Consider the following 13648-nt stretch of genomic DNA (forward strand, 5'->3'; position numbering starts at 1 on the left):
GGTAAAACATAATGGTAAGTAATACGAAGATAAAAAAATTGGCTTTAGCATGTTCGGTGCTCAGCATAGGATTGGTTTTTAATACTCCAGCCAAAGCTGAATCGGTTACTGTTTATGCAGCAGCGAGCTTAACTAATGCAATTAACGATTTAGAAAAAAATTACGAAAAACAAAATAATATAGAAGTCAAAACTTCATATGCAGGTTCATCGACCTTAGCTAAACAAATTGAAGCTGGGGCACCAGCCGATGTATTTATCTCTGCTGATACACAGTGGATGGATTATCTGCAAAATAAAAAATTAGTTGCAGCAAATGACCGTATAAATTTATTAGGTAATCGATTAGTACTAATTACACCAAAAGGACAATCATTAAAGGTTAAATTGGATAAAACTACCGATCCGAATAAAGTGTTTACAGGGAAGATTTGTACAGGGGATACCAAAAGTGTGCCTGTAGGTAAATATGCTAAACAAGCATTTACCAATTTAGGTTGGTGGAGCCGTATTGAGCCAAAATTAGTTGAAACAGAAGATGTGCGAGCTGCATTAAACTTTGTGGCGCGTGGTGAATGTCAGGTGGGCATTGTTTATGCAACAGATGCTGCCATTAGTAAAGACGTAACTGTGGTGGGCGTATTTCCAGAAAATACCCATTCGTCAATTATTTATCCTGTAGGGATGCTTAAAAAGAATCCTGACTCAGCAAAGTTTTATCAATTTTTACAAAGCAACCAAGCCAAAGTAGTTTTTAAAAAATATGGCTTTAGCGTGTTGGCTCAAGCAAAACCATGATGTTTTCTTTAACCCCAGAAGAGCTCAGCGTTCTGCAACTTTCTTGTAAGGTTGCAGCAAGTTGCCTGATTATCAGCCTTGTTCCTGCAATTTTTGTAGGATGGGTTTTGGCACGTAAAGAGTTCTGGGGTAAGTCATTCATTGAAACATTGGTCTTTTTACCATTGGTACTGCCCCCGGTTGTGCCGGGTTATTTGCTATTACAAGTCTTTGGAAACCGCGGCATTATTGGGCAATACTTAGCGCCTTTAGGATTAGAGTTCGCATTTAACTGGAAAGGGGCAGTTCTTGCTTCGGCAGTGATGGGTTTTCCTCTCTTGGTGCAATCAATTCGTTTAGCGATTGAGCTAGTCGATCAACGTTTAGAAATGGCAGCAAAGACATTAGGTGCATCATCTTTTGGGGCATTTTTTCATGTCACGTTACCACTTGCCAGTAGCGGCATTTTAATTGGTGCCATTTTATGTTTTTGTCGTAGTTTAGGTGAGTTTGGTGCCACCATTACTTTTGTTGGCAATATCTCTGATGAAACAAGAACCTTACCTTTAGCCATGTATAGCCTGATGCAACAACCAGATACAGAGACTGCGATTCAAAGGCTTATTGTTTTATCGTTAAGCGTGGCATTTTTAGCGCTATGGTTTGCACAGTGGTTTCATCGTTATCAAAAAAAGCGCTTAGGGCGATAGAGTTATGTTGATTGATTGCCGTTTTCAGCTACAAATGGGTCAATTTCTTATTGAACCTAGTTTCCAGTCAGATGCTTCTGTTATTGGCTTATTTGGTGCCTCTGGTTCTGGTAAAACTTCAATATTACATGCCATTGCAGGATTAAACACACCACGTAGTGGACTAATTAAGATACAGGATCAAACATGGTTTGATTCAAATCAAAAAATTAATTTGAGCACGCAAAAGCGGCATGTTGGACTGGTTTTTCAAGATGCTCAGCTTTTTCCGCATAAAACGGTAAAGCAAAACTTATTATTTGGTCTTAAGCATCTTTCCCAACAAGAACGTCATTTTGAGGCTGATTACATTATTGAATTATTAAAGTTAGAACACTTGCTACAACGTATGCCAATCAAGCTCTCAGGTGGTGAAAAACAGCGCGTGGCACTGGGTCGAGCATTGTTATATTCACCTAAGCTGTTACTACTTGATGAGCCTTTATCAGCACTAGATGCGAACCATAAAGCTGAAATTATTCCTTTTTTTCAAAAGGTAAAACAGGAAATAAAAATTCCGATGATTTATGTGAGTCATGATATTCAAGAAATTAAACAACTGACCGAAACAATGTGGATTTTATAATTTTTCATATTTCACACATTATTTCAGTCATCTTGATTTATGGTTGTTAGCTAGCCCATAAACTGCCCAGTGGAGCAGCTTTCAAGCGATCTTGGGCTTGTTGATAAAAACGCCAGAAGGCGAAAGCAAAAATGACAGCCAAGAAATCAACCAGCAAAATTTCTCCACCATGTACCCATAAACCACTTTGTGGAATGAAGTAGGCCGCAAGAGACGTAAGAGGAATCGCAAATAACACCAAAACCAAGGTTAACAGTAGTTGAGGTAAAGCTTTTGCATAGCCAATGACAAAGGTGTAAATCAAAGTCAGTAGGAAAATTGCATAATAACCATACATAAAGAGGTGATTCATACTCTCAATATTGAATGCTACGAAAAGCCAACGACTGGCCAACATTGTGCCCACTACTGCTAAAACACATCCTAAGCACGTACCAATGGTTAAGTTCGCAAGGAACACAACATCTTTACGCTGCACGGGAACAGGATCTTCAGCACGCTTTTGCTTACGTGCACGAGTTTCAACCCAAAGAATGTTGCCTGTATAAAATAAGAAAGCACCACCAACACCTAAAACAAAATAGATCCAACGTACGCCTGTGCCACCAAAACTCCCAAAATGTAGGCTAAACATTGCATTGATTAACTTATTACCAGCATCAGTCTGCGTATTAATGCCTTTATGATTAAAGTGCTCAACCGCGTACGGATTCATACGCATAAAGTCTTGATTCGCGCCGCGTAACATCTGATCTGAACTATATAAAGCTATACGTGCATTGGCTTTTTCAGGTTTATCTAGGCCACTGAACTGGATATAGTCAACTGAATATTCAGGCGCAACTTTTTTGGCTTGAGCTAATATTTGCTGCACATCAATCTGTGTTTGTTTTGGCTGAATAAGTGCAGGCGGAGAACGTTGAAAAACAGGTTGTCCTTTGAGTGCAAGTTGTCCAATCGCATCATAAAAAAAGTCATGAAAAGCAAAGACAATCACGCTAATACTAATAATGATGTGGAAAGGTAGGCTGGTAATTCCGATTACGTTATGCGCATCTAACCAAAAGCGCTTTTTATTCTTGCCGGGGCGAATAACAAAGTAATCTTTCACTAATGTTGGTAAAAGTATAATTACGCCTGAAAGTAAGGCAAGAAAATATAAAATCGAAACCACACCCATCACATAGAGACCCAATCCGTGGTGGCCTGCCATGCCCGGAATTCCTGCGGTTTCATGTAGCTGTTCGATGAGCCAACCTGCTTTAGATAAGTTTTCTTGAGCAACAATTAATTGACCTTTTTCATCTAAGCTTGCCATCCACGTGGACTGAGCAGCATTAAAGCCATCTCCTCGTTCATGTTCACTCCATGTAATAGGCGCATAGTGAAACTCATTCGACGATAAATTCAGTGTGAAGTTCTTTTGTGCAGCAGGATAGGCAGCCTGTACTTTCTGAATAAGCTCATTATATTGGTCAGGTGAGACTTTAGGTAAAACTTGCTGCGTTGGCGTAGCCCACTTACTAATATGGTGCTGAAACATGCTGAGGCCGCCAGCAAAAAAGCAGATAAAAAGCAAAATCCCTGCACATACACCCACCCAAGTATGCATGCTTTTTGCAAGTTTCATGATATCCGAACGTACTTTCATTGTTTAACCCCGAATTAGAAACACACAGCTATAAGCCAGTACGTTGGCAACAAATAAATAAACCATTGCTTGTCTTCCTGTCACGAAGAAATAGGTGCCAAACATAATTGGCATCCAAACCCAAGGAACACTCCACATGCCTAATTGGGCCAAAAGATCCATCGAAATATAAGGCTGACCCAATAAAACAATCAGGTTGCCAAAAGCAATGGCAAGGCTTAACCCTAGAACACCACCAGCAAAGGTTTTACTCCACCAGTCTGGCTGAATAGGAGACTGAATTTTAGCTTTCATAAAACCAGTTTCCGTTTAAAAAGCGCCATAAAAGGAAGGAACGACCATGCAAAAATGATAAGCATGAACCAACAAAAAGCGGCAACAACTTTGGGTAAGCTGGCAAAGAGTGCAATTAATCCAATGATTAAAAACAACAGGCCTAAATACTTAAATAGAGTGGGAAGATGTTGAGATAACAGGTTTTGGTTGCTATGACTACAATAGACACTGACCGCTCCCAACAGGGTCAAAAAAAGTCCTATAAGTTTCATGATCAATATTTTTAAATAAATTAAGGGGAAAATTTATCCAATAGTATAAGTAAATAATAATTATTATCAAATGATAAATATAATTATTTATGGATATGTTGCCATGCGATAAGATAGGAGATAACTCGTTAAAAATTCTTTATTTGATGTCAAATGCTGTAAGTGATTATTTATATATTCCTGAGTCTCTTTGTGGCTTGATTTTCGAAATTTCTAAACCAATTTTATTTAAAATGCCGTTCTATTGTTATGGTTTAGACTTATTAAAAACACTGAATTTACATATAGATCAGCAATTAGAGCATCCCCAAAAAATTATTCAAGCCCATCCTAAACGCCAACATGAATATTTATGTGGAAGGATATTGGCTCAAGCTGTTTTAAAACATCATTTAGATTTAGATCAGCCACTAACATCTATGCACGAACATTTGCCCATCTGGCCACCCCATGTTTTGGGTAGTATTAGTCATTCACAAAATAAGTTGATCGTTGCGCTATCTCACAATGCGATTTATTTGGGAATTGATATTGAGCACTGGGTAAGCTCTGAATTTGCTCAAGAGAGTGCACATCTTATTTTAACGCCTTCTGAACTTGAACTTTGGAAGATTAAAGCCTCTGAGTTTCTTGATTTTGCTCGATTTGTGAGCTTAATTTTTTCTGTTAAAGAAAGCTTATATAAAGCTGTATATCCTATAGCTAAACAATACATCGACTTTTTAGAAGCATCGGTAGTCGATATTGATTTTGAAAACCAAAAATTATTTTTAGCTTTTACATCAGAAATACGAAATCGGCATCAACTCTTAGAACATTATCAAGGCGGCTGGAAAGTGGAACAAGACCATATTATGACTTGGGTTTTTAAAGCGAATACATCTGCTTGAAACAAAAGAAGGCAACGAATTGCCTTCTTTAAAATTATGGCTTAATTTTCTTGTAATTTAGGATCTTGGAATCCTGTTTCACGCATATCTTGAGAATTGAATAAGAACATAAATCCTACCGCAAAACTTAATATGCCGAAGAAGAGAATGCTTCCTGATATTGGTAAAAACCGCGTTAAAAGTCCTAAAGTTGTTGTGGCAATCGAATCGCCTAAGGCATCTTGAGCAAGCCAGATTGCATTAATACGCCCTAAATATTCATCAGGCGTATGTCCTTGCACAATGCTGTATTGAAGTAAGTTGGCAATCGACATCAAATATCCGAAAACACATAAAATTGGCAAAGTCACGATTAACCATGGTGAAAGCCCAATCATAATCATGCAGCTAAAGACGCCTAAACAGGTGTAGAGCATGACTAAGCCTGGTCGCAGTAATCGTGTTGTCCAGCCACTGAGTAAGGCACCTAAAGTCGAACCTAAAGGCACTGCTGAATACATAAGACCGAGCTCAAATGCACCGCCGTGAAAGATTTCATCTGCCATTTGCGGAAAAATAATGCGAATAGCACTGCTAAAACTAAGCAAGGTTCCAATTAAAATCGTGCTACCCACTACTTTATTCTTAAATACAAACTTAAACCCTTGAGCTAATTGGCGAAGAGGACTCTCACCATTAGCTGCATGTTGTGGTTTAAGCGCAGGTAGCCCCATCAATAAAAACACAGTGAGTAAAGTACCCACCGTTGAGACCCAATACACGGTTGCAACGCCACTGAACGCAATTAAAATACCGCCGATTGCTGGTGAAATAACAGTAGCAAGTCGTACGGATACCATGCTAATTGCACGGGCTTGTACGATATTTTCACGTCCTACAATCACAGGCATAATCGCCATCATTGCGGTTACACCCAAAGCACCAAAAAACCCATCCCACGCTGAAAGGAAGTAAATTGCATATAAAGAGGGATGGTCAAACATAGCATTTATCGCAAGCCCCGCAAAGCCTAGACCACACACACCACGTGCCAATAAAATGAGCCATTTTCGATCTTTGCGATCTGACAGCAAACCACCGAGTAACAGACCAATAAACATAGCAATGCCTTCAAAAGCCATTGCAACAGCAACATTTAACGAACTACCAGTTAAGTCATAGACTTGTTTGGGAATAGCAACGACCAACATGCCAATAGTTAGCAGTGACAACGTGCGGGCAATAAATACATGTCGAAAATGAGCATTACGCTTTAAAAGGCTGAAATCGGTCAATATTGATTTAAAACTCATGGCATTTGCTCCTCTAAACCGCGTGCCTGACAAATCATGCGATTTAAAATTGGGCCAAGGGTTTCAAGCTGCTGCGGAGACAATAAATCAGTATGGTCTGCATCACTTAGTCGAACGATATTGAGCTTTTTAACTAAAGGCGACCATTGTTGTTCTGGTTGGATATATGGAAGTAAATCTTTTTCAGCAACAACCAAGTGTAGATCACCGTTAAAACGTGGCATTTTATAAGGTTTTAGCAAACGTACTGCATCGCGATAGTTTGCAAAAATATCCTCTTGTAAACGGCGTGTTTCTTCGTTTAGCGCCGTATCTGCATCGGCTAAAATATCATTGAAGAATTGAAGTTGTTCCTGTTCAGCTTCAGCATTCATTTCCTCTACAGATAAATCTAACCACTGATGAATTTCGGCAGGGTAAGTGTCTAACAAGCCCAGAAAATCAACCTGTTCACCTTGTTCAGTTAACTTTGCTGCAACCGCATAGGCTACAGTGCCGCCAAGTGAATAACCTAATAAGGTATAAGGTCCTGTTGGTTGTTGCTTACGAATAATCTCAAGTTGTTTTTCAACCAACTCATCCATATCTGCGCTATTTGCCAATAGGCCATCTGGTCGAGGTGACTGCAACCCGATAATTGGTAAGTCAGAATGGAGATAACGATTAAGCACAGTGTATTGCCATGCAGAACCAGAACCAGGGAAGAAACAGAATAATGGATGCCCAGAGCCAGAACGGATGGGTAAAACAGGTTGCATACCAGTTTGTTCAACTTCTTCCAAACGTTCTTGTGTAAGAAGCAAAGCTGCTAAACGTTGAATCGTGACATGACTCATTAACTGACCAATTGGAATGGTCCGCTTAAATACTTTTCGGATTTCAATTGCAAGCTTCATGACCAAAATGGAATGTCCACCAATGGCAAAGAAATCTTCGTTCACACCAATATTTTGATCCGTATTTAAAACTTGCTGGAAAATACGAGTCAGTTCATGTTCAAAGGCAGTTGTGGCGTACTGTTTTTCTGTATTTGCAGAATTAAGTTGTGGTCGCGGTAGTGCTTTACGATCTAGCTTACCATTATGACTTAATGGGAATTTCTCAACTAATACATAGTGGGTAGGCACCATATATGTAGGAAGCTGTTTAGCTAAGCGTTTTTTCAATTGATCAAAGTCAACAGATGTCGCTGTTTGCAAGTAAGCAACCAGTTGAACGTCTACTTTATTTTGCTCAGAAACAATAGGCTGGACAATCACATCATCTAACTCACTGGCTAAACGCAGCTGTTGCTCAATTTCACCAAGCTCAATCCGTTGACCCCGTATTTTTAGCTGATCATCTGCACGGCCTATATATTGAATACTGCCATCTGCGTGCCAACGAGCAACATCTCCAGTGCGATACATTCTTTGACCTGCGACAAACGGGTTTGCCACAAAACGAGTTGCTGTTAAGTCTGCACGATGTAAATAACCCATGGCGAGTTGATGGCCTGCCAAATAAAGCTCACCGTCCACCCCAACAGGTACTGGACGTAAATATTGATCTAAAATATAAAGCTGGGTATTCCAAACCGGATAACCAATCGCAATGCTATTTTCTTCAGGATTTAGTACTTGTGTTGCATCCATATAACTCACATCTACCGCAGCTTCCGTTGGGCCATATAAGTTATGCAACTCACAACTAAAGTGTTGGGTAAATGATTTTGCTAAAGCCGTTGGTAAAGCTTCACCACTACAGAACACTCGGCGGATTGGCAAAATTTGTCGTTGAGCAAGTGACAAAATTTCTGTAGCAGCATTTTCAAAGACAGCCAGCATTGATGGTACAAAATGTAATGTGGTTACCTGATATTTTTGAATGAGATTTAATAATGCCAACGGGTCACGGTGTGCATCCACAGGTGCCATAACCAATCGAGCACCGACCAGATATGACCAGAAAAATTCCCATACAGAAACATCGAAAGTACATGGTGTTTTTTGCAAAATCGTATCGGCTGCTGACAGTGGATACTCTGATTGCATCCATAAAATACGGTTCACAATGGCTTGGTGAGAAACCATGACACCTTTTGGCTGACCTGTTGTACCTGAGGTATAAATTAAATAGGCAGGATGTTGTGGGGTAATGACTGTAGTTTTATAGCTGCTTAAATCAACCTTTATTTCATCAAACAATTCATTAAAAGCAAAGGTGGCTATTGATGGTTGAGCAATATCGGTTAGATCTTTTTGTTCACCAATCACAAGTTTAGATTTGGCATCCTGCAACATAAATTTGATACGTTCAGTCGGGTGTTGCAAATCAAGTGGCAAATAAGCTGCACCTGCCTCAACCACCGCTAAAATAGCAATACTCAGTTTGACCGATCTTGGTAGGGCAACAGCAACAATATCTCCAGCCTGTACACCTGCAATTTGCAATTGTTGTGCTAAAGCACAAACTTGCAAACGTACTTCACTAAAACTGAGCTGATGAGTTTCATCACATAACGCTGTTTGTTCAGGAGTAATTCGAGCTTGCTCTCTGAGCAATTGCTGTAATGTTGTTGGGCGAACATAATATTGAGTTTGATTCGTTTTCTGGATTAATTCACGCTCTTCAGCAAGTTGTAGACGATAGTGGCCTAAAGATGTCTCTGGTTCATTTAATGCAATTTCAATAAATTGAACCATTCGCTGTAGGAAATGTTCTGGTTGATCAATTACACCACGTTGCTCGAGTAGTAATTCAATTTGATGATCAGGGATTACTAACAAAGCAAGCGGGTAATGGCTATAACCACGATTTGTGAGCTTAGAAATAGCCGCATCGCCAAGTTTTTGCTGTAAATATTGGTTATCAGGGTAGTTTTCTACGACTAACAAACTATCGAAAAGATTACCTTGCTCCATTAACTGCTGAATTGCGCCTAGCCCTAAACCATCGTGTTCTAAATGTTCAACATGCAATTGCTGTAACTGAGTTAATTGTTCCCAAAGTGTTTGCTGCATGTTCAACTGTACGCGTACTGGAATCGTATTTAAAAACAATCCAATCTGCTGCTCTAAGCCATTGATTGGCGCTGAACGCCCAGAAACAGGTGTGCCAAACACAATGTCTTCACGATGAGCATAAATATTTAAAGTCATTGCCCAAATCATTTGCATGAAGACATTTAGCGTGATGCCTTGTTGGCGTAATTTGTGTTGAAGTTTCGCACCCAACTCAGCACTTAAACGATAAGAAGTTTCCTGTACGGCTTGCTGTGGTTGATTAAATAAAATAAGTGGCTGCAAATCAGCTAAATCACGTTGCCATATTACTTTTGACGTTTCATGGTCACGTCCAGATAAGGCTTTAATCACCGTTTCATAGCTATGTTTAAGCACTGGCAGTTGTTGGTTAGTTTGCTGATAGGCTTTAATAAAGTCTTGTAAGAACAGTGGAGTTGACCAGCCATCAGTTAGCAAGTGATGCACCATAATCAATAGTTCTGATTGTTCAGGAGCATGTTGAATTAAAGTTGCCCGAATCAGACCATAGGGTTGGTCGAGGTGAATCGGTTGTTGTAATACCTCTTGAATGGTTTGCTCAAGCAAATCGGGAGTGACCGAACAAAATTGAACTGGCCAAGCTTGAGTAGGGTGTAATGAATAGATAAAAATAGGTTCTTCAGCTAATTCGCTATCAAAATGTCCACCTAATTGAGGGTGACGTTTTAGTACGGCAATCAGCGCTTGCTGCAAACGTACCGGATCAATGTCTCCATTTAAGCTAAGACGAGTAAAGGCATTATAATTCGATTTATTTTCTACTTGAGATAAGAACAGCATGCCTTTTTGCAGAGGAAGCAAAGGCAGAATCGTGCTATTTTTTCCATATTTTTCTTGAACCTTGTGTTCTAGGTCTACTGAAAATAAAGGTTTTGAAATAGCCGTTTGTTGCTCATCTAGACGTGTCAGATGAGGTACCAGAGCAGCAACTGTTTTGAATTGGAATACATCACTTGGTCTTAAGCTGTAACCATGCTGCCGTAGTTGAGTACACACCATGATGGCAGAAATGCTATCGCCACCTGTCATAAAGAAGTCGTCATCAATCCCAATAGAATCTAGTTTCAGCACAGATGCGACAATCTGACATAAAAGCTTCTGTTCAGGTGTTTCTGCCATACGACTATGACTGCGAACCTTCGGATGCGGTAGGGCTTTTTTATCAACCTTACCACTTACATTTCGGGGAAATTCAGCCATGACTGTAAGGGCTGAAGGCACCATATATTCAGGTAAGTTTTGACGTAACTGACTTAAATATTGCTGACTTAACTGCTCACTTATTTTTTCATCGAGTTCGATGTCTTTGACAACACAGTAACCGAGCAAACGGTGGCTGTTATTAATTGGCTCTGCAATGACGACAACACTTTCAATATTTGGTAAAACGGAAAGCGCATTTTCTACTTCACCAATTTCAACCCGATAACCACGAATTTTAATTTGGTCATCGCAGCGCCCCATAAACTCAAGCTTGCCAGCCGTATTCCAACGCACTAAATCACCTGTACGATACATGCGCTGTCCAGGTTCAAATGGATTGGCAACAAAACGAGCAGCACTTAGGTCAGCACGACCTAAATAACCATTAGCAATACCAAAGCCAGAAATATAAAGCTCACCAATCACACCAGTGGCACATCGCTGTAAATGTCGATCAAGTACATATGCTTGAGTATTACCAATAGGGTTACCAATTACCGGACGTGATGTGTGCTTTAATTCTGCACGGAAAGTATCAACCGTATACTCTGTTGGGCCATATAAGTTATGTGCAAAAAGCTCTGGCTGAGCATTAAGCTGTTGCCATAAAGCTAAAGGCGCAGCTTCACCACCAATTAAAATCAGGCTTGGGTGATGTTTACCATCTGCAAATAAGCCATTGGTAATCATTTGCGCGCAAAAAGACGGTGGTAAATCTAATGTATCGATTTGTCGTTGCTGAATTTCCTGAACTAAGCCAAATGCATCACGGCGCATGTTTTCATCAAAAATATGTAGCTCTTGTCCCCATAACATCCAGAAAACTTGCAACCAAGATGAATCGAAAGAAAAAGAATGTGTATGCGCTGCACGTAACGGACGGTTAGGGAAACGCTGATTTACAGCTTCTAATACAGGCCAATAAATTGTAGGTTTATGCGATAAAATCAGGTTGAGTAGCGAACCATGTGTGTTCATAACACCTTTCGGACGCCCTGTACTGCCTGATGTAAAAATCACATAAGCCACATCCTGAAAATCGAAATTACGACTCTGGGTAGGAATATCACTCGTTTCTTGTTGTTGAATCTGCTTTTGAACATCAATATGGTCAAGATGGACCTGCTGAATATTTTGAGGCAATTGAGTTGAAAGAGCCTGCGTTGTAAGAACAAACAATGGATTGGCATCTTCACACATCATTTGCATACGATCGATTGGATAATCTAAATCGAGTGGTAAGAAGCTTGCACCCGAATTTAACACCGATAGCATCACAACAACTGAATCGATAGAACGGGGAATAGCACCAGCAATAACCGTGTGTTTCTTTGCGCCATTTTCCTGTAAAAAACGGGTAAGTTGGTTCACCCGAATTGCAAGTTCAGAAAAACTAAGTTGTTGTAGATGTGGACGTTCACCACTAATAATTGCAATACGTTCCGGATACTTTTGAACTTGTTCATAGAAGATATCTAGAACATTATTATATTGTTCAGGATGGTTAACGCGAGGGCCTATGCCACTTTTTGTGAGGGCACTCAGTTCTTGTGGTGTAGTAATATTAAAACTGCTACATGGATGCTCTGGTTGTAATAAAGTCTGCTCTAATAGCAGCGTTATACGCTGACCATGCATGAGTAACTCATCTTGAGTATAACGCTGCGCATCTGCACGTAATTCGATAATGAGTTCATGATCTTGAACAATAAAAGAAAACTCAAAATCATCAATTGGTCCTGTTGAGATATGATGTGTTTTGACCTTTTCACCATCTAACACCAAGTCTTGATCAAAAGCTTTATAGTTTAAAATTGGACCATACATCCGTTCATGAATGTCAATACTGTTTAAATCTCTTAAAATTTGTTCAGCATCGTATTTTTGATGTGGTCGAACTTGTTGTAATTGTTTTTGAACATGTTGAGCCAAACTAACCAAACTGTCTTTTTCAGCAACATTAAACTTCACAGGCAATACATTGACGGTCGGTAATGTTGAGCGAATTGCCTTTGAGCCTAAACGGCGCATAAATGGAATGCCATTAACCAACTCGGCTTTATCTGTCATTTTGTAAATATAATGTAATGACAATGACATCATCATGTCATTCAAAGCTAATTTAGATTGCGCAGCTAAAGCCTGAATTTGCTCTAAAATTCCTGTAGAAAAACGCAGCTGATGCTTAACAAATTGGGCTGTTGTTTTCGAGGCTAAGTGGTGTGTACTTAAACTAATAGGACTAGGTAAGTCTTCACAGTAAGCCTTCCAAAAAGCTTGGTCTATCTTAAATTGATTGCTATTTTCATAAGCCTGACGCTCTAAGATGACATCATTAACATCAATAAAAGGTGAAGAACTAAGATCTTTTCCAGCTTGTAATTGTTGATATAACTCAACAATTCGTTTTGTGAGGTTAATCATGCTAAAACCATCAAGCATGATGTGATGATAACGTTGATACCAATACACTTTGTCATGCGTAGTAAATAACACCTGACGTAACAGTTGAGATTCACCAGCTTTAAGCGATTTAGCACATTGGCGGTCAGAAGGCATCCAATCCCATAATCGTTGCTGAGCTTTTTGAGGGGTTAAATGGCAAAAATCAAATTCTTCGATTCGAATCTGTACTTGGTTATTAAGCTCAATAAATGGTTCTGCCGGATCTGATGAATATGAAGCAATCACTGTGTCAGCTTCATTTAAACCCATTTGAATGGCTTGCTTAAATATTGAAATATCAATAGATTTTGGTAACTCTAAGCAGTGTGCAATCGTATATAAATCTTCAATAGAACTTAAATGATCGGCAAGAAAAATACCGAGCTGGGTAGAGGCCAATTCAAAACGAGCTGGTTGTGAAATATCGGAAGTAAATTCATTATTTAATGCTTGATTCATGACAA

At 39.5% G+C, this 13648-nt stretch carries 8 protein-coding genes; 4 read left to right on the forward strand and 4 right to left on the reverse strand.

Annotation, left to right across the window (positions count from 1 at the left end; genetic code table 11):
- The first annotated feature begins 11 nt into the window (after positions 1 to 11).
- From modA to ACLBWE_RS01455, 3 genes are read left to right on the forward strand one after another with little or no spacing between them, the layout of a single operon-like run.
- Positions 12 to 797, forward strand: coding sequence for a molybdate ABC transporter substrate-binding protein (gene modA, locus ACLBWE_RS01445; RefSeq protein WP_447600693.1), 786 nt, complete (start codon positions 12 to 14; stop codon positions 795 to 797).
- Positions 794 to 1486 carry a molybdate ABC transporter permease subunit gene (gene modB, locus ACLBWE_RS01450; protein WP_205469283.1) on the forward strand — a complete coding sequence of 231 codons (693 nt, stop codon included), beginning with the start codon at positions 794 to 796 and terminating at the stop codon, positions 1484 to 1486. Before modA ends, modB begins: the two co-directional genes overlap by 4 nt.
- Positions 1487 to 1490: 4 nt before the next feature.
- Entirely contained in the window at positions 1491 to 2111 is a 621-nt protein-coding gene (locus tag ACLBWE_RS01455) for an ATP-binding cassette domain-containing protein (RefSeq protein WP_447600696.1), read from the forward strand.
- Between the two features lie 46 nt (positions 2112 to 2157).
- Here the strand turns inward: ACLBWE_RS01455 and ACLBWE_RS01460 are convergent, their stop codons facing one another.
- A complete protein-coding gene (locus ACLBWE_RS01460) occupies positions 2158 to 3762 on the reverse strand; it encodes a PepSY-associated TM helix domain-containing protein (RefSeq protein WP_447600698.1) in 1605 nt (534 codons plus the stop codon).
- 3 nt (positions 3763 to 3765) lie between these two features.
- A complete protein-coding gene (locus ACLBWE_RS01465; RefSeq protein WP_003651724.1) occupies positions 3766 to 4056 on the reverse strand; it encodes a hypothetical protein in 291 nt (96 codons plus the stop codon).
- Between the two features lie 400 nt (positions 4057 to 4456).
- Between ACLBWE_RS01465 and ACLBWE_RS01470 the strand changes: the two genes are divergently transcribed.
- A complete protein-coding gene (locus tag ACLBWE_RS01470) occupies positions 4457 to 5200 on the forward strand; it encodes a 4'-phosphopantetheinyl transferase family protein (RefSeq protein WP_447600967.1) in 744 nt (247 codons plus the stop codon).
- Between the two features lie 41 nt (positions 5201 to 5241).
- On the opposite strand, the gene entS is transcribed toward ACLBWE_RS01470, so the two are convergent.
- Positions 5242 to 6492, reverse strand: coding sequence for an enterobactin transporter EntS (entS, locus tag ACLBWE_RS01475; protein ID WP_447600700.1), 1251 nt, complete (start codon positions 6490 to 6492; stop codon positions 5242 to 5244).
- Positions 6489 to 13643, reverse strand: coding sequence for an amino acid adenylation domain-containing protein (locus ACLBWE_RS01480; protein WP_447600702.1), 7155 nt, complete (start codon positions 13641 to 13643; stop codon positions 6489 to 6491). The genes entS and ACLBWE_RS01480 overlap by 4 nt, the downstream gene beginning before the upstream one ends.
- Positions 13644 to 13648 lie beyond the last annotated feature (5 nt).

It is taken from the genome of Acinetobacter sp. M5A5_2a (genome assembly GCF_053345265.1).